We start from the raw sequence: 24,244 nt of genomic DNA, 5'->3' as shown, positions 1-24,244 counted from the left end.
ACGCGAACAGAAGATCCTCACCCTCCGCTTCTACGGCAACCTCACCCAATCCCAGATCGCCGACCAGATCGGCATCTCCCAGATGCACGTCTCCCGCCTGCTGACCAAGGCGCTCACCAAGCTGCGCCGGCAGTTGGCCGAGGCCTGACGGTCCCGGTCGCGGCGCCCGGCTCGCCGGGCGCCGTCGGCATGCCGGCGCCTCCCTCAGCGGGTGGCTTCCTGGGCGGGCTCGACGGAGGTGAGCCGGACCCAGACGATGAACGTGGCGGCGGTGGCGGCCACGATGGCGGCCACGCCGGTGAGGAACGCGTAGCGACCCGAGACCAGGTCCGGGAGGGCGCGTTCGGACAGGGCCACGGACAGCAGGCCGACCACCGCGGCGGTGGCGGTGAGGGCGGCGGTCACCGTGAGGATCGCCATGACCAGCCGGTTCGGCAGGTGCGGCCGCCGGGTCGGCCCGGACCGGCGCAGCCGCACCCCGAAGACCGCGACCGAGCCGCAGGCCAGCACGATGAGCAGGGCCGCGAGCACGTCGCTGGGCCGGTGCCACTCGGCCCACACGGTGGCCACCGAGACCACCGCGACGTAGCCGGCGCCGAGCAGACCGACCGTGCCGCGCAGCGCCCGGGGGAAGACCAGCACCAGCACGAACGCCGCCGACGCGGCGGCCGTGGCGTGCCCGCTCGGGAACGAGTTGGGCGCCGGGAAGCCGTCCAGGAGCGGCCGGTCCAGATGGGCCTTGAACTGCTGGGTGGCCAGGTTGGCGGTGATCACCAGGAAGGCGGAGGCGAGGACCAGGTCGAGGCGGCGGCGCAGCACGCCGAAGGCCGCGGCGGCCAGGCAGACCACGGCCAGCACCGCGAGGCGGGTGGCGTCGAGCGTACGGGTGAGCACGTCACCGACCCGTGGATGGTGGAAGTCGCCGCCCAGCAGGGCCGCGGTGTCCACCGCCTGCCCCAGCCCGGTGCCCACGAACAGCCGGTGTACGCCCACCGCGCCGACCGCGGCGGCCACCGCGACCAGCAGCGGGGTGAGGGTGTGGTGCAGGGTGCGGCCCGTGGTGGCGGCGGGAACCGGGCGGGGCGCGACAGCTGTCATCGGGAACCTCCAGGACTGGCGATGCGCCAACGCCCTTTCCCCGTACCGCCGGTTTCCAAGCACCGGATTCCGCCGACCGCAACGTGACGGCACCCGATCGTGGCCGTCCGGCGCAACGGCCACGCCTCACCTTCGAAACCGACGTTGCCGGTGACGAAGGGGATCTCATTCATGGGCCACACCACCCGACGACTGCTCACCGGTGTTCTGCTGGTGCTCGCCGCCGGGGCCGGAACCGTGATCGCGCCCGGCGCGGCGCACGCGGCCGGTGTCCGGGCGACCATCGATGTGAACAGCAAGCTGAAGGTGCGCGCCAAGCCGTCGCTGACGGCCAAGGTAGCCGGCACGCTGCGCGACGGACAGCGGATCAACGTGACCTGCTCGATCACCGGTCAGAGTGTGCGCGGCAAGGTCCGGACCACCACCCTGTGGGACCGGCTCGCCGACGGCCGGTACGTGTCGCACGCCTACGTGCGCACCTCCGGAAAGATCCCGGTCTGCAAGAGCGCGGCGCCCGCCCCCGCGCCGAAGCCCACCCCGGCCCCGGCGCTGACGCCCGCGCAGTTCATCGCCGCGGCGGTGCCGGGCGCGCAGCAGGGCTGGCGGGAGTACGGCGTGCCGGCGTCGGTCACCATCGCCCAGGCCATCCTGGAATCCGGCTGGGGCCGTAGCGGCCTGTCGTCGGTGGACCGCAACTACTTCGGCATCAAGTGCCAGGGCGGCTCCTACGGGCCCCACGCCACCGGATGCCACGTCTACAGGACGACCGAGTGCGACAAGGCCGGGAAGTGCTTCGAGACGTCGGACGCGTTCCGGACGTACGCCTCGATGGCCCGCTCGTTCCGCGACCACGGCCACTTCCTGAAGAACAACAAGCGGTACGCCCCGGCGTTCGCCCACACGAAGAACGCGAACAAGTTCATCGAGGCGGTACGGAAGGCCGGGTACGCCACCGACCCGAACTACACCGCCAAGGTCACCAACATCATGAAAAAACACGATTTGTACCAGTACGACACCTGGAAGTAGTGCCGGGCATACCCTTTTTCACATGGGGAAACGTGGGGACGGAGCGCGGCGGGTCACCAGCCCGCTGCTCTCCGTCTCCGTGCTTCTGGCCGGGCTGACCGTCACCGTCCTGTCCTCGGCCGCCCTCTACGGGGCCCAGCGTGACATCGCCGGCCGGGTGATGGACCAGCGGCACCGGACGGCCCTGGCCGCCGTCCGCGCCGAGACCGAGCGGTTTCGGGGCCTGCTCGACAGCGTCGCCGCCGGCATCGCCACCGACAGCCACCTCACCTGGGAGGACTTCGACGTCGCGACCGGCCCGCTGGCGGACGCCGGGCCGGCCGGCGCCACCCCCGTGGCGTTCCTCGTGAGCGTCCCCGAGGACGACGTGGCGGCGGCCCAGCAGCGGTGGCGCGACCACGGGGCGTCCGGTCTCGTCCTGCGCCCGAACCCGGGCAACGACGTGCACTACTTCCGGGTGCTGAGCCGCGCCCTCGGCGACGCCGGGCAGGCCGGTCCGCGCCCGGGAACCGACGTGGCCGGCGCCGGGCCGCTGTCCACCGCGCTGGAGCTGGCCCGGGACACCCACCGGACCACCGTCTCGGACCCCTACGTGCCGATCCACGACCCGGACGGGCAGCCGTCGTTCGCGTTCGCCGCGCCGGTCTGGACCCGCGCCAACACCCCGGAGTTCCGCGGCTGGGTGGTCTCCGGCCTGCACGGCGGCACCTTCCTGCGGGACGTCCTGCGGGCCGTGGGCGACTCCGGCATCTCCGGCGAACTCGTCGCGGTCGACGGCGACGGCGGCCGGGACACGGTGGCGAGCTGGGCCGGCCCCGGCGAGCCGGACCTGCGCCGTTCCGATCCGTTCGAGGTCGGCGACCGGCAATGGGTCCTGGAGACCCGCGGCGATTCCCGGCAGCTCGCCGGCACCGGCTGGTACCTGCCGATGACCGTCCTGACCGGCGGCCTGGTCCTCACCGGCCTGCTGGCCCGGCTGGCCTACCCTCGGCCGCCGTTCGCCGAGCCGGGCCCTAGGCCCCGTCGGAGGCGACCCGTGACGGCAGCAGCTGTGCGACGAGCGCCAGCAACTGGGCCGGCAGGAACGGCTTGAGCAGCGTCGCGGAGGCGCCCGCGTTCTCGGCCAGCCCATCGCCCGGCATCAGCGAGCCGCTGGCCACCACCACCGGGATGTGCCGCAGATCGTCGTCGGCCCGGATCGCCCGGCACAGCTCCAGGCCGGTCATGTACGGCATGTCGACATCGGTGATCACCAGGTCCGGCCGGTGCTCGCGGACCGCCGCCAGGGCGGTGGCACCGTCGGCCGCGGCCACCACGCGGTGCCCGGCGCGTTCCAGCGAACGCTGCACCACGTACCGGATGTCGTCGTGATCCTCAGCGACTACGATCACCGTCGGCCCCGTTCCTGATCCAGCCCCGTCCCCGGAGATACCGATCCGGACGGCCTCCGGGAAACGGCCCCGCCCATCCGGTCCGAACGGGTGACCGCCGCCGTCCCGTTCGCCGAACGGCTCGTGACGAGCCGGGCAGGGCGGCGTTAATCACCAGGCGTTTCCGGCCGGTTGCGCCTATCCTTGCTCCGCCATGTCGATAACGCCTGTCTCCTCGCTGCGTAGCCGGATCTCCGAGTTGTTGCCCCGTGATCAGCGGCGGCTCCAGCGCCGCCTCGACGGGACCCGGCGCATCCGTGACGACGCCGTCCGTGCCACCGCCCTCGCCGAGATCGAGGCCGAGGTGGACCGGGCCAGGCTGCGCCTGGAGAGCCGGATCGCGTCGGTGCCCCGGATCACCTACCCCGAGGGGCTGCCGGTCAGCGCCCGCAAGGACGACATCGCCGACGCCATCCGGGACCACCAGGTCGTGATCGTGGCCGGTGAGACCGGCTCCGGCAAGACCACCCAGATCCCGAAGATCTGCCTGGAGCTGGGCCGGGGCATCCGCGGCCAGATCGGCCACACCCAGCCGCGCCGGATCGCCGCCCGCACCGTGGCCGAGCGGATCGCCGAGGAGCTGGACCGGCCGCTCGGCTCCACGGTCGGCTACAAGGTGCGGTTCACCGACCAGGTGAGCGACGACACCCTGGTCAAGGTGATGACCGACGGCATCCTGCTGGCCGAGATCCAGAACGACCGGATGCTGTACCGGTACGACACGCTGATCATCGACGAGGCCCACGAGCGCAGCCTCAACATCGACTTCATCCTCGGCTACCTCCGGGAGCTGCTGCCGAAGCGGCCCGACCTCAAGCTGATCATCACCTCGGCGACGATCGAGACCGAGCGGTTCGCGGCACACTTCGCCGGCGCGGACGGCAAAGCCGCCCCGATCATCGAGGTGTCCGGCCGGACCTACCCGGTCGAGGTGCGCTACCGGCCGCTGGTCACCACCACGGTGATCGAGGACGACGAGGTCCGCGAGGAGCCGATCGACCAGATCGACGGCATCGCGGCCGCCGTCGACGAGCTTCCCACCGACGGCGACATCCTGGTCTTCCTCTCCGGCGAGCGGGAGATCCGGGACACCGCCGACGCGCTGAACAAGAAGGAGCTGCGCGGCACCGAGGTCATCCCGCTCTACGGCCGGCTCTCCTCGGCCGAACAGCACCGGGTCTTCGAACGGCACAGCCAGCGCCGGGTGGTGCTCGCCACCAACGTCGCCGAGACCTCGCTCACGGTGCCCGGCATCAGATACGTGATCGACCCCGGCACCGCCCGGATCAGCCGGTATTCTCACCGGCTCAAGGTTCAGCGGCTGCCCATCGAGCCGGTCTCGCAGGCCAGCGCCAACCAGCGCAAGGGCCGCTGCGGGCGGACCTCCGACGGCATCTGCATCCGGCTCTACTCGGAGGAGGACTTCGAACAGCGCCCGGAGTTCACCGAGCCGGAGATCCTGCGGACCAACCTGGCCAGCGTCATCCTCCAGATGACCAACCTGGGGCTCGGCGACCTCCAGCGGTTCCCGTTCATCGACCCGCCGGACCGGCGGAACATCACCGACGGCATCAAGCTGCTCGAGGAACTCGGCGCACTGGAGGACCGCAAGCTCACCCCGATGGGGCGCCAGCTCGCCCAGCTCCCGGTCGACCCGCGGCTGGCCCGCATGGTGATCGAGGCGGACCGGCAGGAGTGCCTGGCCGAGGTCATGGTGATCGCGGCTGCCCTGTCGATCCAGGACCCGCGCGAGCGGCCCGCCGAGAAACAGCAGCAGGCCGACGAGAGGCACGCCCGGTTCACCGACAAGGAATCGGACTTCTTCAGCTATCTCAATCTGTGGCGCTATCTGCGGGAGAAGCAGCAGGAACTGTCCGGCAACCAGTTCCGCCGGCTCTGCCGCAGCGAATTCCTGAACTATCTGCGGGTCCGTGAGTGGCAGGACATCTACGCGCAACTGAAGCAGGTCGCCCGTACGCTCGATCTGTCTTTGAAAGAGGATTGGGAAGCGGGAGTCGCGTCTCCACCGGTGCACACCGCACTGCTCGCGGGTCTGCTCAGCCACATCGGCATGAAGGACCAGGAGAAACGCGAGTTCATCGGCGCCCGCGGCGCGAAGTTCGCGATCTTTCCCGGTTCCGCGCTGTTCAAGCGGCAGCCCCGCTGGGTGATGTCCGCCGAATTGGTGGAGACCAGCCGGCTGTGGGGCCGGGTGAACGCGCGGATCGAGCCGGAATGGGCCGAGAAGCTCGCTCCGCACCTGGTCAAACACAGTTACAGCGAGCCGCACTGGGACCGCAAGATGGGCGCGGTGATGGCTTTCGAGAAGGTGACCCTCTACGGTCTGCCGATCGTGCCGCGCCGCCGCGTCGGCTACGGCCGGGTCGATCCGGTCGTCTCCCGGGAGCTTTTCATCCGGCACGCGCTGGTCGAGGGGGATTGGGAGACCCACCACAAATTCTTCGCCGAGAACCGCCGGCTGCTGGAGAAGATCACCGAGATCGAGAACCGCGCCCGCCGCCGGGACATCGCGGTCGACGACGAGACGGTGTACGCGCTCTATGACGCCCGGATCCCCGCCGAAGTCGTCTCCGCCCGCCATTTCGACGGCTGGTGGAAGAAGGCGCGGGTGGAGACGCCCGATCTGCTCACCTTCACCCGCGACGATCTGGTCAACACGGGCCGCGACACGGTCGACCCCAACCAGTTCCCGGACGCATGGCTGTCCGGTGGCGTGAAACTGCCGCTGTCCTATTCCTTCGAGCCGAATTCACCGGCTGACGGCGTCACCGTCCGGGTGCCGCTCGACCTGATCAACAAGGTCGACGCGGACGACTTCGGCTGGTCGGTGCCGGGCTTCCGCAAGGAGGTGGTGATCGCGCTGATCCGGGCCCTGCCCAAGCAGCTGCGCACCGCCTTCGTCCCGGTGCCGGACTGGGCCGAGGCCGTTCTCGACCGGGTGCCGGTCCGGCGCGGCCCGCTGCCCGACGCCATCGGCACCGAGCTGCGGCGGCTCACCGGCACCGTGGTGCCGCGCGACGCGTGGCGCCCCGACCAGGTGCCCGGGCACCTGCGGATGAACTTCCGGATCGTCAACGAGAGCGGCGAGACGGTCGCCGAGGGCCGTGAACTGGAGGTGCTGCGCCGCCAGCTGGCGCCCAAGGTGCAGGCCACCATCTCCCGGGCGGCCGGCAACCTGGAACGGCGCGGGATCACCGCCAACGACTTCGGCGTGCTGCCCCGGCGGGTCGCCCAGGTCCGCGGCGGCTACGAGGTCAACGTCTGGCCGGCGCTGGTCGACGAGGGCGACAGCGTGGCGGTCCGGGTGTTCGAGGACGAGGCGTCGCAGCGGATCGCCATGGTCGCCGGCACCCGGCGGCTGCTGCTGCTCACGCTGCCGCCCGCCGCGCGGTTCCTCCAGGGGCGGCTGGACAACCGGGCCAAGCTGGAACTGAGCCGGGCCAACCCGTACCGGTCGATCGCCGACCTGCTCGACGACTGCGCCGGCGCGGCCGTGGACCGGCTCGTCGCCGAGGCCGGGGGACCGGTCTGGTCGTCGGTGGAGTTCGCCTCGCTGCGCGACACCGTCCGGCAGGACCTGGTCGACGCGGTCGCCAACCTGGTCACCCAGGTGCGGGCGGTGCTCGCCACGTCGTACGACGTGGACCAGCGCCTCAAACAGCTGCGCGACCCGCAGTTGCTCCCCGCCCTGGCCGACATCCGGCAGCAGCTCAAGGGCCTGGTCCATCCCGGGTTCGTCACCCAGACCGGGTGGCGCCAGCTGCACCAGATGCCCCGCTACCTGCGCGGCATCGTGCACCGGCTGGACCGGCTCGGCGGCAGCCTGGCCCGCGACCGGCAGCTCACCACCCAGATCCACGAGATCGAGTCGGAGTACCGCGAACTGCGGGCCTCGATGTCCCCCGGTGGGCCGGCCGAGGAGGGGCTGCGGGAGATCCGCTGGATGATCGAGGAGCTGCGGATCAACTACTTCGCGCAGGCCCTCGGGACGGCGTACCCGGTCTCCGACAAGCGCATCTACAAGGCCATGGACGCGCTGCCCGGTTAGCCGGTTGGCCCGCGGTGGCGCTTGGGGTGCTAACCGGTTACCCCGGTGTCATCGCAGCTCACGGACCTCTAACGTCTTCGGCATGACGAACGAGAACCTCGCCTTCGCCGCCGCTCCGATCGCCGCCGCCGTCGCCGCCGACCGCCCCGCCCGGGTCTACCTCGACGAGATGATGGCCCGCGCCGGAGTCGACGGGCTGGCGGCCGCGTTCGCCGAACCCGCCCTGCTGGCCAGGCTCGACCAGCACGCCGCGGCGGTCCGTGACGCGCTGCGTGCCGCCGGCCGGGCCACCGACGCGGAGGGCCTGGCGGCGTACGCCCGGTCGATCGCGGCCGGCGCCGTCCGGATGGGCCGCCCGTTGCCGGAGCCGGGCTTCGCCCCGGTCACCGCCGCCGAATGGCTGGCCACCGGCTTCCCGCTGCTGCGTGTGGTGGCGATCTGCATGATCGCCGAGACTGAGGGACTCCTCTGAGGGGACCCCCATCCGATCTACTTTTTCCAGGACGTTGGGCATCAAATCGGATTTTAGGCCATCTTTCATCTCATGAAGATGTTCGCGGCTCTTTCTGCCGTTCTCCTCGCGCCGCTGTTCGGCGCTCCGGCCTTTGCTACCGACGAACCCGCGGGCTCCGCGGTCGTCGCCCGTTACAACTTCGACGGCGGCGCCAACGCCGGCAAGATCAACGACCTGTCCGGCCGCGGCGGTCAGCTCACCATCCGCGGCGCCAACAACGGCCAGGTAGCCATCACGAGCCAGGGCACAGGCCGTTTCGCCTCCTTCCCGGGTATCTGCGCCGCCAACACGGCCACCTGCGCCAAGGCGCTGCTCGAGGCACCCGACGACGCCGACCTCGACCCGGGCACCCGCAACTTCCGGTGGGCGGCCACCGTACGGTTGACGACGGGGCAGCTCAGCGGCAACGCCAACGTCATGCAGAAGGGCGTGGCCACCAGCGAGAGCCAGTGGAAGATGCAGATCGGCAAGACCGGTCGCGCCCAGTGCGTGATGGTCGCCCGCGGTTCCCGCCAGTCGTTCGTGGCGCGTTCCGCCCACCCGGTCGCCGACGGCAACTGGCACCGCGTCGTCTGCGAGCGCGTCGGCACCACCCTGGGCGTCTCGGTCGACGGCGAGGCCGGCCCCAAGACCACCATCCCGTCCACGCTCTCCGTCGAGAACTCCATGCCCCTGCGCATCGGCGGCCCGAACCTCGCCGGCGAAGGCGACATGTACCACGGTCAGATCGACGACGTGTACGCCCAGCTCGGCTGACACTTTCCACCGGCCAACGACGACGGGCCCGGTGCCGGATCTCCTCCGGCACCGGGCCCACTCGATCCGCGTGCGCCCGAGCGCGGCTCCCCGATCCACTCGGTTCAGCTGCGGCCCGATTCGCGTGGTTCAGCTGCGGCCCGATTCGCGCGGTTCAGGTGTGGTCCGATCCGCGCGGTTCAGTTGCGGTCTGGTCCGCTCCGCTCAGCTGCGGCGGAACGCGTAGGAACGCCCACCTGAGGCCTGGCCCGCGCGGCCCGAGCGGGCCCGCCCGGAACGCTCCCTTGAGGCCTGACGGGAATCCCCCGCCCCATGATGCGCGGCCTGGTCGGACGGATGATCGGCGGTCCCACCCGGCGTGGCCGGGCGCAGCGCCGCGGCGATGTCCCGCTCGGCGATCTCGTCGAGGTTCGGGTGCACGGAAAACGGTTCGGCAGGCAAAACGACCTCCTTGCGGCTCCTCTGGGGAGCCGGACGGGCCACGCTCACCTCCGCATCGGAGGGCATGGCCGGAACGAACAGGCCCGCACCCGAAGCGCGGCGGCCTGATCAGCGGCGAAGAGCCCGGCGGACACGAGGCCCTCGACCGGACATGCCGGAAACCCGGTGACGTGATGATGATGCCGCGAAGAATGCGCGACGCCCCCACCCCGGCCGTTTCCGGCGCACGGCGACAAACGCGGCCTGCACGCGTCACCGGCTCGGTGCGGCGGGCGTCAGGCGGCGGGTCGGGAAGGCATCACAGCATGTCGCTCACGCTAACCCGTCCCCATCGCCTTCGCCACCCATTTACCTGTACGGACGACGCCGCCCCCAACCGCACCGGCGGGTGGGGGCGCGTGATCAGAGCTTGAACGTGGATGGGTGCACACGTTCGGAGCTTCAACCTGGGTGGGTGCACACGTTGGGGTGGGGAAGGCCTAGTGGGCGCACGCGGCAGACGTCACGTGCGCTGCCATCGCGGCTATCGGCCACGTGGGGCACCGCGACACCGCTATCGTGTGCGCCCACCGGCTCGGGTGGGGGCCGCGGGCACCGGCTCGGGTGGGAGCCGGGGGCACCGGCTCGGGTGGGAGCCGCGGGCACCGGCTCGGGTGGGAGCGCGCACCCGGCGCGGGCGACCGGCGTCACGGCTGGGAGCGGGCAACCCGGGCGCCTGGCCGGCAGGACCGTGACCAGCCGCCCAGCGTGACCGAAGGTGGTCGGCGAGCCGGTTGTCTGCCGTGACCGGCGGCATTTGGGGACGTATCCGGTTTGTCCGGCCTGCCCGGGTGCCGATCTCCGCCCGGCGGTCGCGGCACGGGCGGGACCCGGCAGGCGGCTCGCGTGAGCCGGCGGGAGGTGTGGTCGCCGGGGACGGCGACGTCCGTACCGTCAAGGGAGCCGGACCATCGCGGCGTCGAGCATCGCGATGGCGGCCGGGAAGTCGGTGAGCTGGTCGTGGATCAGGCAGAGGCCGGTGCGCAGCGCGACGGCCGGCACGCCGCGGGAGGTCAGCACGCCGCTGGTCCACACGATGAAGTCGGTGAAGATCTCCGGTTCGCCGACGTAGAGGGCGGCCGCCAAGAAGTCGACGATGTGGCCGATGTCCTCGACGGTCGACTCGGTCTGGTCGATGCTGTATTCGTGGGCGGCCGGATAGGTGGCGACCAGGCGCTCCATCGCGGTGGCGATCAAGTCGGGGCGGCCGCGGACGAGGTGGGTGTACTCCTCGTCGCCGAGGTGACCGTCGGTTCCCACCGCGGGGAGGCCGATCACGTTGCGTGGCGGCCAGTCGGTGGCCAGACGGGCGACGGCCACCTCGCCGGAACCGGCCCAGGCGTGCGCGCCCAGACGGGCGGCGTAGCGCCCGCCGGGGCCGAAGCCGCGCCCGCCGGCGATCACCGGGACACCGGTGGCGCGGCAGGCGGTGATCGCGGCGTGGGCGCGCGGCAGCCGGGTGGGGATCATGCAGCTGAGCGCGACCGCGTCCGGCCCGGTCTGGTGCAGGTGGGTGATCAGGTGCCGGCCGGGGACGCTGGCGCCCAGGAAGTCGACCCGCCAGCCGTCGAGTCGTAGCAGCTCGGCGAGCATCCGGGCGGGCATCGCGTGCCATTCGCCGTCGACGCAGGCCAGGGTGATGCGGCCCCGCGGCGCCCGCGTGGTGGTGTGGGCCGCGACCGTGGCGAGGGCGCGCTCGCTGACCGCGGTGGCGGCGTGCTCGCGGGCCACCGACCACTCGTTGGCGGCCCACAGCTCGCCGACCCGGCGCTGGGTGGCGCCGATCAGGTCGAGGATGATCCGCTCGGCCGGCACACCCCTGCCGTACAGGGCGCCGACCAGCTCGATGGCGCCGGCCTCGTCACTGTCCGCCACCAAGGTCAGATAGCGATCCGTGATCGTGGAATCGATGGGCGGGGCCGGCCGGGCGGGCGCGGTCACGACCGGGCCCGGGACCGGCGGTCGCCGCGCCGGGCGGCGATCAGGAAGGGCGACTGCTCGGGGACGCCGCCGCCGCGCAGGCTGAGCGCGGTGCGCGCCGAGGCGCGGACGGCCAGCATGGCGATGTCGTCGGACTGGCCGCCGTGCAGCCAGTCGGAGACGACCTGGCTGAGTTTCTCGACGACGGCGGTGGCGGGCATGCCGGCGCAGCCGGCGAGCGCCCGGTGCAGCCGGTCCTCGCCGAAGTGCTCGCGCCCGGCCGGACCGCCGCGGGCCTCGGTGAGGCCGTCGCTGTAGAGCAGGCACAGCTCGCCGGGACCCAGCTCGACGGTGGCCGGCCGGATGTCGGTCAGCGGCATCACCCCGATCAGGGCGCCCTGGACCGGGACCTCCTCGACCGTGCCTTCGGAACGCAGGACCAGTGGGCTGGGGTGGCCGCCGGTGGCCAGTTCGAGCCGGACCCGGCCGTGTTCCACCCGGCGGACCGAGCCGACCACCATGGTCACGAACCGGCTCCGCCGCCCGGATAGCAGCAGCACGTCGTTGAGCACCCGCAGCATCGCCTCCGGCTCGGCCCGCAGCAGCCGCAGCGCGCTCAGGGTCTGGCGCACCTTGCCGGTGAGGACCGCCGCCTCCGGGCCGGTGCCGCAGACGTCGCCGAGGGCGATCACCGTGTCGGTGCTGTCCTCGGCGGGCCCGAAGACGTCGTAGAAGTCGCCGCCAATGTGCAGGTGGTGCGATCCGGCCAGCTCGAAGCCGTCGATCACCGGAAGGTCCGGTGGGAGCAGGTCGGCCTTGAGGATGTCGGCCGTCTCGGACTGCTCGTGGTAGAGCGTGGCGGCCGCGATCGCCATGCCGGCGCGGGCCGCGAAGACCCGGGCGAGCGCCTCGTCCTCCTCGCCGAACACGGCGGTCGCACCGTGCCGGGCCAGGATCAGCGCCCCGGCCGGCTCGGCGTTGCCGGGCAGCGGGGTGACCAGCATCGCCCCGACCGGGCCCAGCTCGGCCGGGAGCAGCCAGCCGGGCGCCTGTGCCGGGTCCAGCCAGCGACTGGGGATCGGCGGGAAGCCGCCGAGCGACTCGATCAGGCCGGGCACACCGTCGAGCAGCCGCTCGGGAAGCGTGCCCTCCTCGACGGCGCGTTCGGGCAGCAGCCTGGTCCAGGAGCTGCGGTGCCGGTGCGGCGGCAGGACCACCATCGCGGTGTCGGCGAGATGCTGGACCGCCAGCTCCACGACGGTACGCATGACGCGCCCCACGTGCAGCGACGTGGACAGCCGCCACCCCACCTCGGCGAGGAACTCGCTGTGGGCGATGTGCCGCGCCTGCTCGGTCTCGTCCCGGATGAACCAGGCGTAGTGCTCGCCGTCGAGGTCACGCCGTGTCCCGGAGAGCGAGCGGCCCTCGAACTCGCATCGGAACGAGTCGGCGCCGGGCTCCGGGAACGGGCCGGTGACCGGCTCGCCGGGGAGGGCGCCGGGCAGCAGGCGCCGGGCCGCGGCGTTCGCCAGGAGCACCGTGTGCCCGGCGGTGTCACACAGCAGCATCCCCTCGCCGGCGGCCTCGAAGGCGGCCTGGAGCAGGGCCGATGCCGGCGCGACCACTGTCATGTCCCCAGCCTACGGGCTGGATGGGGCATCGTTCAGGTCGACCACGATCGGGGCGTGGTCGGACGGTCCTTTGCCCTTGCGGGCCTCGCGGTCCACGTACGCGTCGGAGACCCGGGCCGTCACGTCCGCGGTGGCGTAGACGAGGTCGATGCGCATGCCCTTGTTCTGGTGGAACATGCCGGCGCGATAGTCCCAGTACGTGAACGGGTGGTCGCCCTTGAGCGGCCGGGCCGGCACGTCGGTGAGGCCGAGGTCGCGCAGTGCCGCCAGGGCGGCCCGCTCGGGCGGTGTGACGTGGGTGGACGCGGCGAAGACGGCGATGTCCCAGACGTCGGCGTCGGTGGGCGCCACGTTGTAGTCGCCGGCCACCACCACGGGACCCTCGGCCAGGCCGGGCACGAGGGCGTCGCGCAGCGCGGCGAGCCATCGCAGTTTGTAGTCGTAGTGCGGGTCCTCCGGTGTGCGCCCGTTCGGCACGTACACCGACATGAACCGGATGCCGCCGCAGCGGGCGCTGATCGCCCGCGCCTCCGGATCGGGATAGCCGGGTTCGCCGTCGAAGCCGTGGCGTACGTCGTCGAGGCCGATCCGGGACAGCAGGGCGACACCGTTCCAGCGGCCCTGCCCGTGTGCGGCCGTCTCGTACCCGAGTTCGGCGACCTCTTTCTCCGGGAAGGCGGCGACCTTGGTCTCCTGAAGGCAGACGACGTCCGGGGCGGTGTTCTCCAGCCAGTCGAGCAGGCGGGGCAGCCGGGCCTTGACCGAGTTGACGTTCCAGGTGGCGAAGCGCATACCCGTTTTCTACCTGGTCGCGGCCATCAGTGCGGCAGCCAGGCCGACGCTGAGGGACACCAGCAGGACGGTCAGCCAGATCATCGGACCTCCGATCGGCAGTGACGTGGCTTACACCAGGATTCCGCCAGCGAATAATGCCCGAGTTGGCCGCACGGCACCAGGGTCCCTGGAAGGTTTGACACCGAGAGGGGGCACCATGCACGTGGAAGTGATGCCCGAGCTACCGGCCGACATGCGGGACGAGGCTTGGGACTTCTATTCGAACTGTTTCAACGACCTGCGGATCCTCGCGGTCAACCGGCACCTCATGTACCGCCACGAGTTCGACGAGATGATGAGCGACAAACGGATCGCCAAGCACGTGGCGCTGGACGACGACGGCATCGCCGGGATGGGCACGATCACGAACGACCTGGAGTCGGTCCCGCTGATCTCGGCGGACTACTTCCAGTACCACTGGCCCGAGTTGTACGAGCAGCGCCGGCTCTTCTACTGCATCTTCGCCGGCTCCGCGCTGGGCCGGCGGGGCCGGGGCGTTTTCGTCGCCCTGCAACGGCAGATGTACGCGCCGATCGAGGAGGTGGACGGCAAGGTCTTCTTCGACATCTGCTCGTGGAACGAGGAACGCAACCAGCTGCCCCGGATGATCTCCCTGGTGCTGAGCCGGGCGGCGTCCTGCGGCCGGGCCCAGCCGACCCGGCTGGACGCGCAGTCGTTCTGGCTGTTCGAGTTCCCGAAGGACGACATGCCGTTCCGGCGTGAGGAGCGGCGCGGTGTGCCGAACCGGCTCGACGGCCAGCAGGAGCGGCGGGCCGCCCGGATCTGACGACGGCCTCAGTCGGGCCGGCGGTGCCGGCCCGACGGGTCCGCCGCGACCTCCGGTACGGCCGGGCCGCCCATCACCACGTCCCGCCAGCGCTGGGCGAACTCGGCGGCCGGCACGGCGGCGCCCCACAGCCAGCCCTGGCCGTTGACGACGCCGACCGCGTACAGGGCCTCCCGCTGCAACGGCGTCTCCACCCCCTCGGCGATCACGCTGAGGCCGAGCGCGTGACTCATCGCCACCACGGCGCGGACGATCTCGTCGTCCTCGTGGTTGACCCCGAGCCCGGTCACGAACGAGCGGTCGATCTTGACCCCGGTGACCGGGAACTTGCGCAGGTAGCCGAGCGCCGAGAACCCCGTGCCGAAGTCGTCCACCAGTAGCCGTACGCCGAGTTCGCGCAGTTCGAAGAGGACCCGCGAGGTGACGCTGGAACCGTCCACCATCACCGACTCGGTCATCTCCAGGGCCACGCAGTGCGGCGGGACGCCGTACCGGACCATCTCGCCGGACACGATCAGCGGCAGTTCCGGGTCGCTGAGCTGGCGCGGCGAGACGTTGATCGACAGGTAGAAGTCGTCGTGGACGGTGCCCTCCGAGCGCCACACGCCGAGCTGGCGCAGGGCCTCCTTGCGTACCCAGGTGCCGATCGCGTTGATCAGGCCGGCGTCCTCGGCGATCGAGATGAAGGTCATCGGCGGGATCGGGCCGCGTTCCGGATGCATCCAGCGGACCAGCGCCTCGGCGCCCACCGGGATCCCGGTCTCCAACCGGACCAGTGGCTGGTAGGCCACGTGCAGCTGCTCCTCGGCGAGCGCCTGGCGCAGCGCCACCTCCAGCTCGATGCGCTCCCGGACCTGGGTGTGCATGCTGGTGTCGAAGATGATGGACCGTCCCGGGCCCTCGGCCTTGGCCCGGTACATGGCGGTGTCGGCGTCGCGCATCAGGGCCTCGGCGGTGACCTCGGCGTTGACCGGGTCGGCCGCGGCGTGCGAGATGCCGATCGACGCGCTGATCACCACATCGTGGTCGCGGACCGGGAACGGCTTGGCGAAGCAGCCGCGGATGTCGTCGACCAGGCGCAGCGCCCCGCCCTTCTCGCCTATGAACAGGAGCAGGAACTCGTCGCCGCCGACCCGGGCCACCGGGATGCCGTGCGGAACCCCGGTCCGCAGCCGCCGGCCCACGTCGATCACCAGTTGGTCGCCGGTGTCGTGGCCCCACGAGTCGTTGACCCACTTGAAGCCGTCCAGGTCGAGCATGTAGACCCACACCCGGTCGTGCCCCTCCGGATCCACCACGGTGAGCAGGCGTTCGATCTCGGCCGACATGGACTGCCGGTTGGGCAGCCCGGTCAGCGGGTCGTGGACGGCCTGATGCTCGGAGCGCAACTGGGCGGCCACCTGGGCGCGGACCGCGGAGATCGCCCGGACCAGCAGCAGCGCGACGATCATCGCGCCGGTCACCGCGATCAGCACCCGGCTGGCGGCCGACCGGGTGCCGGTGGTCAGCAGCAGCGCGAACGGGACGGCCAGGGCGGGCAGCAGCAGCGACAGCCGCGACCAGGACCAGGCCTGGGCGGGCAGCTTGGCGGCCCGGCTCATCTCCACCACTGACGGGTGCGTCGCGGCCACCCCGAGCCCGGTGTACGCGATCATGTACGGCACGTTGAGCAGCGGCGACGCGTAGATGTGGCCCTGCACCCCGACGATCGCGTAGGCCAGGTCGCCCGCGAAGATCATCGACATCATGACGATCAGCCCGATCAGGCTGACCGGCCAGGTCTTCGCCGTGAAGGTGAGGTTCACCAGCAACAGCAGGAGCAGCACGTCGAACATCGGGTACATGCCCTGGATGCCCGACAGCACCGGGTCCCGGCCGGGGATCTGGGCCGCGGGCAGGGCCAGCAGCAGCGTGGTGGCCACCCCGGCGGCCAGGCAGACGATCAGCCCGTCCAGCACCGCGTGCCGGTCGAGGCTGCCCCGCTTCTTCAGCAGCACCAGGACGAACGCGCCGAGCAGCAGATACCCGCTGAACGAGGCGACGTCCGCGAGCAGCGGCCACGGCATCGGCATCTCGGTGACCGTCGGGCGGATCATCACGCCGATCATGAACAGCAGCGCGGCCGTGCCCATCAGCAGCCATGCACCCGGCGGCTCGGCGCCCCACCGGCGCGGCCCGGCGAAGCAGGCGATCACGACGATGACCGCGAGCAGCATGAACGCGATCGTGCCGACAGCCGATGACGGGAACAACCCGTAGAGCACGGTGGCGATGACGCCGCCCACGGCGATGACCTGCCATAGCCGTCGGGCGATTCCGGGCGGGAGCACCGATTGCACCGGGCATTCCTCCCGTACAGCCCGAAGACCTATGTGTGGGCCAACGGTAGCAATTCGGGCACCGGGTTACCGGGGTTCCGGAAACCTGCCGGTCCGTGCACGAAGACCGCCGGACATCCGCCGTGCCGCAGCACCGCGGCCGCGACCGTGCCCAGCCGGCCGCGGGTGCCCGGCCCCCGCGGCCCCAGCACGATCAGGCCGGCGTCGCGGGAGGCGTGCACCAGGGCGCCGGCCGGATCGCCGGAGAGCAGACGGGGGCGGACGCCGTCGAGGACCGGACGGCCGGCGGGCTCGCCGGCGTACACCACGTCCACCCGGCCGCCCCGGCGCCGGGCCTGCTCGGCGGCGAACCGCAGCACCGCGGCGGAGACCGGCGACCCGTCGACGGCGGCCAGGACCGGGCCGGACGGCGTGCGGTGCCGGCGGGCCACGGCCACCGGGCACCACGCCCGCAGCACCACCTCGACCAGGCCGCCGCCGAGGACGAGCAGGGTGGAAGACCTGGTCAGGCGTAGCAGGACACGCTCAGGTGGCCCATCCACGAGATGGCCCCGCGCGGCGATCCCGGGTGTGGAACGCTGGGCGATGGAGACCGCCTCCTCAACGATGCGTGAGGCGGCCCGGCGGGCCAGCGCGTAGTCGCCGGGTCCCGGCCACGTGAAGGCGTGGACGACAGTGAGCGTTCGCCCGCGGGAGACCGCCTCCCGCGCGGCGAACCGCACGGCGGCCGGGTCGGTCGCGGTGCCGCCCGCCCCCACGACAACGGGTCCCTCGGCCGGGATCTGCATGGGCCCTCCCGTAACAGCGTCGCAATATACCGACCATTGTCTATGGCGCAACGACCCATACGCACTGGTGACCAATGCCTCAACAGGCGGCCACCTGATGACCCATTCAGGTTGAGGGTTTACGGTGAACGGCAAAATCTTTGGGACATCTGCCGGTGAAGTGAGGGAAATACATGACGGATGTCAAGCTCGACCACCCTGGTGGTCAGTTGTCGATGGCGGTCACGAAGGCCGTCGACGGTCCGGGCGGCATCGACGTCAGTGCTCTGCTGAAGGAGACCGGTTACGTAACCCTCGATCAGGGTTTCGTGAACACCGCGTCGACCAAGTCGGCGATCACTTACATCGACGGTGACCAGGGCATTCTGCGTTACCGGGGCTACCCGATCGAGCAACTCGCGGAGAAGAGCACCTTCCTTGAGGTCTCCTACCTGCTGATGAACGGCGAGCTGCCGACCGCGGCCCAGCTCCAGGACTTCGCGGACAAGATCCGCGTGCACACCCTCCTCCAGGAGGAGATGCGGACATTCTTCTCGAGTTTCCCGCGTAACGCGCACCCGATGTCGGTGCTGTCGTCCGCGGTCACGGCGCTGTCGACCTTCTACCAGGACGCGCTCGACCCGCTCGACGAGGAGCAGGTCGATATCTCCGCAATCCGGCTGATGGCGAAACTTCCGACGATCGCGGCGTACACCTACAAGAAGTCCATCGGGCACCCGCTGCCGTACCCGGACAACTCGCTCGACTACGTCGAGAACTTCCTGCGCCTGACCTTCGGCCTGCCGACCGTCCAGTACAACGTCGACCCCAAGGTCGCCAAGATCCTGGACATGCTGTTCATCCTGCACGCCGACCACGAGCAGAACTGCTCGACCTCGTCGGTGCGCCTGGTCGGCTCGGCGCAGGCCAACCTGTTCGCCAGCGTCTCCGCCGGCATCAACGCCCTCTCCGGCCCGCTGCACGGCGGCGCCAACGCGGCCGTCCTCGAGATGCTCGAGCAGATCCGCAAGGAGGGCGGAGACGTCACCTCGTTCGTCACCCGGGTGAAGAACAAGGAAAAGGGCGTCAAGCTCATGGGCTTCGGCCACCGGGTCTACAAGAACTACGACCCGCGCGCCGCCATCGTCAAGAAGGCCGCCCAGGAGATGCTCAACACCCTGGACAAGCCGGACCCGCTGCTGGAGATCGCCTTCAAGCTCGAGGAGATCGCCCTCTCCGACGAATACTTCATCTCCCGCAAGCTGTACCCGAACGTCGACTTCTACACCGGCCTCATCTACAAGGCCATGGGCTTCCCCACCGACATGTTCACGGTGCTGTTCGCGATCGGCCGCCTTCCCGGCTGGATCGCGCAGTGGCGCGAGATGATGACCGACCCGGCCAACAAGATCGGTCGCCCGCGGCAGATCTACACCGGCTCGCCGGTCCGCGACTTCACGCCGATGGACCAGCGCTGACCTTTTCTCCACCCCGCGACGCCCCGCCCTTCCCGGCGGGGCGTTTCGCTTTTGAAGACCCATTTCTGGTACGGGGTGGACAGTTATCGATTAATGCCGGGCCTGATGGCTCCGCTTCGCTCCGCGGCAAAACGCCTTGTAACCGGTGTCGAGGCAGGTGTTTCCCCGCCGCAGCACACCCCGCTGCGTCGGCGAATCACTTGCCTCGACACCGGCGGCGTTCTGCGGGGGACGCTGAGTGCACCGCCGTAGGTGCGGGCCGGGGTTCCGGATGAGGGGAGGGTGGGCATGAGAGGGTCGGTCGTCACGTTCGGGAGGGGACGCATGGACGTCGTGATCGGGATCGACACCGGAACCACCGCCACCAAGGGGATCGCCGCCGGGCCCCGCGGCGAGGTGCGGGCGCTCACCAGCGTCCACTACCCGCTGTCGGTGCCCGGGCCGGGCCGGGCCGAACTCGACCCCCGGCAGCTCACCCGCGCCGCCATGGAGGCGCTCGCCGACGTGGCCGCCGAGTGCCGCGAACGCGGCGACCGGGTGATCGCGGTCAGCCTCAGCTCCTTCCTGCACGCGCTGCTGCCGATGGACGCCGCCGGCCGTCCCCTCGGCCCCGTGGTGACGTGGGCGGACGGCCGCTCCGCCCGGCAGTGCGAGAAGATCGTCGCGGCCGGGCCGGCGAAGCGGCTCCAGGCCCGCACCGGCACCCCGGTCCACCCGATGTCGCCGCTCACGAAGCTGGCCTGGTGGGCCGAGGAGGACCCGGGCACGCTGCGCGGTACCCCACGCTGGGGCGGCGTCAAGGAACTGATCGTCGCGGCGCTGGCCGACGACCCGTTCCTGGTGGACCTGTCGATCGCCTCCGGCACCGGCCTCTACGACATCCACTCCCGCCGGTGGGACGACGAGGCCCTGGCGATCGCCGGCGTGCGCCCCGGGCAGCTCGCCGAGGTCGTCCCCACCACGCACGCCCTCCGGTTGTCTCCCGAGGTGGCCACCGCCGCGGGCCTGCCCCCGGACGTACCGCTGATCATCGGCGCCGCCGACGGCCCGCTCGCCAACCTCGGCGTCGGCGCCACCCCGCCCGGCGTCGCGGCGGTCTCCCTCGGCACGAGCGGCGCCCTCCGTACCGTCGTGGACCGCCCCACCGCCGACGCCGCCGGCCGCCTGTTCTGCTACGCCCTCACCGAGGACCGCTGGGTGATCGGCGGAGCGGTCAACAACGCCGGCTCGGTCGTACGCTGGGCCGCCCAGAGCCTCGCCGCCGGCGCCCCGGGCGAACCGGCCGCCGAGGCGGAGGGCGCCGACGACCTGGACGCCGCCCTGCTGGCCGAGGCCGCCGGGATCCGGGCCGGCAGCGAGGGCCTGCTCTGCCTGCCCTACCTTCTGGGCGAACGGGCCCCCTGGTGGCGCCCCGGCATGCGCGGCGCCTACCTGGGCCTGCGCCGCGAACACGCCCGCCCGCACCTGGTCCGCGCCGCCGTGGAGGGCGTGTGCCAGCAGCTCGCCCTGGTCCGCGACTCCTTCGACGCCGAAGGTTGCCCGGTCACCGAGATCCGCGCCACCGGCGGCGCCGCCGCCTCCCACCTGTGGGTGTCCGTCCTGGCCTCCGCCTTCGACCTCCCGGTGACGGTCGCCGACGTCCCCGAGGGCACCGCCCTGGGCGCCTGCCTTCTGGCCCGGCACGCCCTCGGCGAACTCCCCGATCTGGACCGCGCCGCCGACCTGGTCCCCACCGCGAACGCCACCCACCCCGACCCGGAGGACGCCGCCCTCTACCGCCGCCTGCGCCCCCTGGTGGAACGCTCCGCCCTGGCCGTCCTGGACGTGGTGGCCGAACTCGACCGTCTGGCTCCCGAGCCCCTGCCCGCCACCGAGAAGGCCGTAACCGGTTGAGCCGCCCCGCCGTACCTGATCGGACAGTGCGGCGCAGACCGCCCCCGGAGAAGCCGCGCCGGCGGGTGACGGATCCCGCGTTGACGGGTGCCCGGCCGGTCGGGAAGAGTGACCGGCGAGCGGTTGCGGAGGAACCCGGTGCGATTCCGGGACGGTCCCGCCACTGTGACCGGGGAGCGACCCGCTGACCACACGCCACGGCGCCCACGCCGGAAGGCGAGCGGGAAACGTCGATCCGGGAGTCAGGAGACTCCGGCCGCTCGCGTCGACCGACGAGCGGGCGTGGACACCCGCCGGAAGGGATCCTGGTGACTGCTCCGTACCCGTTCTCGGCCGTGGTGGGCCTCGACGACCTGCGCCTGGCCCTGCTGCTGACCTCGGTGTCCCCGGCGGTCGGCGGGGTCCTGGTCCGAGGCGAGAAGGGCACCGCGAAGAGCACCGTCGTCCGCGCCCTGGCCGGCCTGCTGCCACCGGTCACGGTGGTACCCGGCTGCCGTTTCGCCTGCGCTCCCGCCGCCCCGGACCCGGCTTGCCCGGACGGCCCCCACCCCGCACTCCCCGGCGCCCCGGCGGCCGCCGCCGCCACGGTCCGGCCCGCGTCGCTCGTCGAGTTGCCGGTCGGCGCCACCGAGGACCGGGTGGTCGGCACGCTCGACCTGCAGCGCGCGCTCACCGACGGGGTGAAGGCCTACGAGCCGGGTCTGCTCGCCGCCGCGCACCGGGGTGTCCTCTATGTCGACGAGGTGAACCTCCTGCCGGACCACCTGGTGGACCTGCTGCTGGACGCGGCGGCGATGGGCCGGGCACACGTCGAGCGGGACGGGGTGTCGGTCAAGCACGCGGCGAGATTCCTGTTGGTCGGCACCATGAACCCGGAGGAGGGCGAGCCCCGGCCCCAGTTGGTCGACCGGTTCGGCCTGGTCGTGAACGTCGCCGCGCCCCGCGACGCCCGCCAGCGCGCCGAGGTGGTGCGCCGCCGCCTCGCCTACGAGGCCGACCCGGACGTTTTCGCGGCGCGCTACGCCGGCGCCGAACGCGACTACGCGGCCCGCATCGCCGCCGCCCGCGCCGCCCTTCCGGCGGTGACGCTGCCCGACGCCGAACTCGACCGGATCGCCCGGGTCTGCCTCGCCTACGGCGTGGACGGCATGCGCGCCGACATCGTGGTCGCCCGCTGCGCCGTGGCCCTGGCCGCCTGGCACGGCCGCGACCGGGTCACCGCCGACGACGTCCGGGACGCCGCCGGGCTGGCCCTTCCGCACCGCCGCCGTACCGATCCGCTGGACCCGCCCGGCACCGACGAGCAGAAGCTCGAGGACGCCCTGGCCGAAGCCGAACGCCAGGCAGAACAGGAACGTGCCGAACAGGAACGCGCCGACCGCGAACAGGCCGACCGCGAACAGGCCGATCGCGAACAGGCCGGCCAGGACGGTAGAAACGGCGGCGACCCCGACGACGAGCCGGACCCGGACGACGGCGGCCCCGGCGGCGGAGGCCCCCGAAACGACACCCCGCGCGACGGCGGCGGGCCGTCCGGAGCAGGATCACCCCACGGGGGTACGGAGGAGAGCACGCCCCCCTCCAGCAACGACGGGGCGCCACAACCGGAGAAGGCGGGCGCGACCGCCACTGCCGGCCAGGCGTTCCGCACCCGCACACTCCGGATCACCGCCCGTGGCGAGGGCGGTCACGCCGGCCGCCGCTCCCCGGCCTTCGCCCGTCGGGGCCGCGTAGTCGGCAGCCGCGTCCCGCAGGGCAAGCTCTCCGGCGTCCCTCACCTCTTCGCCACTCTCCGGGCTGCCCTCGACCGGGCTTCCCTCGACCGGGCTGCCCTCGACACCATTACCCCTACCCACCCGACCCCCGTCACCCGCAACGGCACCTCCCATGACCAGCCCTCCCAGGAGCCGGTGTCTCAGGAGCCGGTGGCCCAGGACCGACTGTCCCCGGATCGGTTGGTGGGGGAGTCAGTGGCCCAGGACCGACTGTCCCCGGATTGGTTGGTGGGGGAGTCGGTGGCTCAGGACCGGGTGGCTCAGGACCGGGTGGCTCAGGATCGGGTGGCCCAGGACCGGGACCGGGTGGCCCCGGAGCGGCTTGTGCGGGGGGCGGGGTCCGAGGATCAGCCTGCTCGGGAGCGGCGGGGTGGGATCCGGGTGTCGCCGCGGGATCTGCGGGAATCGGTGCATGTGGGGCGCGAGGCGAACCTGGTGCTCTTCGTGGTGGACGCGTCCGGGTCGATGGCCGCGCGGAAGCGGATGACGTTGGTCAAGACGGCGGTGCTGTCGCTGTTGCGGGACGCCTATCAGCGGCGGGACCGGATCGGGATGATCACTTTCCGGGGGCGGGACGCCGAGGTGGTGCTGCCGCCGACGTCCAGTCATGAGGTCGGCGTGATGCGGCTGGCCGCGTTGCGGACCGGTGGCCGTACCCCGCTCGCGGCGGGGCTCCGTGCCGCGGCCGCGACCATCGCCACCGAGCGCCGCCGCGACCCGCGACGGCGTCCGCTGCTGGTGGTGGTCACCGACGGCCGGGCCACGAGCGGACCCGACCCCGCACTGCTCGCGCCCGCGCTGGCCGGTGTGGCGACCGTGGTGGTCGACTGCGAGTCCGGCCCGGTCCGGCTGGGCCTGGCCGGAAAGCTGGCGGCGGTTCTCCGAGCCGATCTCATGCCGCTGGAACACCTTCAATCCACCACCGTTCTCCAGCCGGCGGCCCGCGCCGCCGCCACCGCGTCGGCTCCGGCCGACCGCGCCTACCGCGCCGCCTCGGCTCCGGCCGACCGCGCCGCCTCGGACCGCACCGCCTCGGCTCCGGCCGACCGCGCCTACCGCAGCGCCGCGTAGGCGGTTCGGTGCGGTTCGAACCGGTGTCCGCGGGCCGCGCTCATCCGCCCGTCGGTGCCGGCCCGCCGGACCGGGACAGCATCGAGGTCAGCCGGTCGCGTCCGGCGGGTTGTGGGTGCTTTTTCAGGGTGCGGATGCCCGGCGGGCGCTCACGTCGCGCCGTCCGTGTGCCCGGCCTGCCGCTATGACACGGGCAGACGACCACGGAGAACGTTACGTGTGTGCTTGCCGGCGCGAATGGGCCGCACTATGAGGACAGAGGCGTCATATGAGCTGGGACCGCCGGGTTCGGGCGCTGTGCGGTGGGGTGAGGCAAACGTTGGGGTGAGGGTGGGGTTCGCGGGAGGGTGAGGGGCGCGCGCCGGGCGGGCCA

18 protein-coding genes and 1 riboswitch are annotated in these 24,244 nt (G+C 71.8%); of the genes, 10 read left to right on the top strand and 8 right to left on the bottom strand.

Annotated features, from left to right (window positions below):
• Positions 1-148 (top strand): sigma-70 family RNA polymerase sigma factor (locus KZ829_RS17700; protein WP_220145022.1); only part of this gene is annotated, 148 nt, incomplete at its 5' end.
• A 56-nt stretch (positions 149-204) separates the two neighbouring features.
• Here KZ829_RS17700 and KZ829_RS17695 read toward each other — a convergent pair.
• Positions 205-1,098 (bottom strand): phosphatase PAP2 family protein, encoded by an 894-nt coding sequence (locus KZ829_RS17695; RefSeq protein WP_220144986.1) that lies wholly within the window; start codon positions 1,096-1,098, stop codon positions 205-207.
• Positions 1,099-1,269: 171 nt separating this feature from the next.
• Between KZ829_RS17695 and gsmA the strand changes: the two genes are divergently transcribed.
• Both gsmA and KZ829_RS17685 read left to right on the top strand, forming a co-directional pair.
• A complete protein-coding gene (gene gsmA / locus KZ829_RS17690; protein WP_220144985.1) occupies positions 1,270-2,127 on the top strand; it encodes a sporangiospore maturation cell wall hydrolase GsmA in 858 nt (285 codons plus the stop codon).
• A gap of 22 nt (positions 2,128-2,149) precedes the next feature.
• A complete protein-coding gene (locus tag KZ829_RS17685; RefSeq protein WP_220144984.1) occupies positions 2,150-3,220 on the top strand; it encodes a CHASE domain-containing protein in 1,071 nt (356 codons plus the stop codon).
• Here the strand turns inward: KZ829_RS17685 and KZ829_RS17680 are convergent.
• Positions 3,141-3,518, bottom strand: coding sequence for a response regulator (locus KZ829_RS17680; RefSeq protein WP_204300645.1), 378 nt, complete (start codon positions 3,516-3,518; stop codon positions 3,141-3,143). The two genes, KZ829_RS17685 and KZ829_RS17680, sit on opposite strands and share 80 nt — an antisense overlap.
• Before the next feature lie 193 nt (positions 3,519-3,711).
• Between KZ829_RS17680 and hrpA the strand changes: the two genes are divergently transcribed.
• From hrpA to KZ829_RS17665, 3 genes are all read left to right on the top strand, one after another.
• The gene (gene hrpA, locus KZ829_RS17675) at positions 3,712-7,626 is read left to right on the top strand and encodes an ATP-dependent RNA helicase HrpA (protein WP_220144983.1); all 3,915 of its coding nucleotides are present in this window, start codon (positions 3,712-3,714) and stop codon (positions 7,624-7,626) included.
• An 82-nt stretch (positions 7,627-7,708) separates the two neighbouring features.
• Positions 7,709-8,098, top strand: a complete 390-nt coding sequence (locus tag KZ829_RS17670; protein ID WP_220144982.1) for a DUF6401 family natural product biosynthesis protein — start codon at positions 7,709-7,711, stop codon at positions 8,096-8,098.
• A gap of 72 nt (positions 8,099-8,170) precedes the next feature.
• Entirely contained in the window at positions 8,171-8,896 is a 726-nt protein-coding gene (locus tag KZ829_RS17665; protein WP_220144981.1) for a LamG-like jellyroll fold domain-containing protein, read from the top strand.
• A 204-nt stretch (positions 8,897-9,100) separates the two neighbouring features.
• Here the strand turns inward: KZ829_RS17665 and KZ829_RS17660 are convergent, their stop codons facing one another.
• From KZ829_RS17660 to KZ829_RS17645, 4 genes are all read right to left on the bottom strand, one after another.
• Positions 9,101-9,337, bottom strand: a complete 237-nt coding sequence (locus KZ829_RS17660; RefSeq protein ID WP_220144980.1) for a hypothetical protein — start codon at positions 9,335-9,337, stop codon at positions 9,101-9,103.
• A 933-nt stretch (positions 9,338-10,270) separates the two neighbouring features.
• Positions 10,271-11,317 carry a cobalamin B12-binding domain-containing protein gene (locus KZ829_RS17655; RefSeq protein ID WP_308285536.1) on the bottom strand — a complete coding sequence of 349 codons (1,047 nt, stop codon included), beginning with the start codon at positions 11,315-11,317 and terminating at the stop codon, positions 10,271-10,273.
• Positions 11,314-12,927: a SpoIIE family protein phosphatase gene (locus KZ829_RS17650; RefSeq protein ID WP_220144979.1), complete on the bottom strand. Its 1,614-nt coding sequence runs from the start codon at positions 12,925-12,927 to the stop codon at positions 11,314-11,316. Before KZ829_RS17650 ends, KZ829_RS17655 begins: the two co-directional genes overlap by 4 nt.
• 9 nt (positions 12,928-12,936) lie before the next feature.
• A complete protein-coding gene (locus tag KZ829_RS17645) occupies positions 12,937-13,719 on the bottom strand; it encodes an exodeoxyribonuclease III (RefSeq protein ID WP_220144978.1) in 783 nt (260 codons plus the stop codon).
• Positions 13,720-13,918: 199 nt separating this feature from the next.
• Here KZ829_RS17645 and KZ829_RS17640 point away from each other — a divergent pair, with 199 nt between their 5' ends.
• The gene (locus tag KZ829_RS17640) at positions 13,919-14,548 is read left to right on the top strand and encodes a hypothetical protein (RefSeq protein WP_220144977.1); all 630 of its coding nucleotides are present in this window, start codon (positions 13,919-13,921) and stop codon (positions 14,546-14,548) included.
• Positions 14,549-14,556: 8 nt separating this feature from the next.
• On the opposite strand, the gene KZ829_RS17635 is transcribed toward KZ829_RS17640, so the two are convergent.
• Positions 14,557-16,887, bottom strand: coding sequence for a putative bifunctional diguanylate cyclase/phosphodiesterase (locus KZ829_RS17635; protein WP_220144976.1), 2,331 nt, complete (start codon positions 16,885-16,887; stop codon positions 14,557-14,559).
• 29 nt (positions 16,888-16,916) lie between these two features.
• A complete protein-coding gene (locus KZ829_RS17630; RefSeq protein WP_220144975.1) occupies positions 16,917-17,675 on the bottom strand; it encodes a universal stress protein in 759 nt (252 codons plus the stop codon).
• 173 nt (positions 17,676-17,848) lie between these two features.
• Between KZ829_RS17630 and KZ829_RS17625 the strand changes: the two genes are divergently transcribed.
• The 3 genes from KZ829_RS17625 to KZ829_RS17615 all read left to right on the top strand — a co-directional run bounded on the left by KZ829_RS17625 (position 17,849) and on the right by KZ829_RS17615 (position 23,871).
• Positions 17,849-19,132: a citrate synthase gene (locus KZ829_RS17625; RefSeq protein ID WP_220144974.1), complete on the top strand. Its 1,284-nt coding sequence runs from the start codon at positions 17,849-17,851 to the stop codon at positions 19,130-19,132.
• A gap of 324 nt (positions 19,133-19,456) precedes the next feature.
• Complete coding sequence (locus KZ829_RS17620; protein ID WP_220144973.1) at positions 19,457-21,025, top strand: gluconokinase; 1,569 nt, start codon at positions 19,457-19,459, stop codon at positions 21,023-21,025.
• Positions 21,026-21,153: 128 nt separating this feature from the next.
• A riboswitch (cobalamin riboswitch) is annotated at positions 21,154-21,278 on the top strand.
• Between the two features lie 55 nt (positions 21,279-21,333).
• Positions 21,334-23,871, top strand: a complete 2,538-nt coding sequence (locus tag KZ829_RS17615) for a VWA domain-containing protein (RefSeq protein WP_220144972.1) — start codon at positions 21,334-21,336, stop codon at positions 23,869-23,871.
• The last annotated feature ends 373 nt before the right edge of the window (positions 23,872-24,244 follow it).

Source organism: Actinoplanes hulinensis (assembly GCF_019429605.1).
Lineage (GTDB): Bacteria > Actinomycetota > Actinomycetes > Mycobacteriales > Micromonosporaceae > Actinoplanes > Actinoplanes campanulatus.
This window is presented reverse-complemented; position numbering and strand designations above follow the sequence as displayed.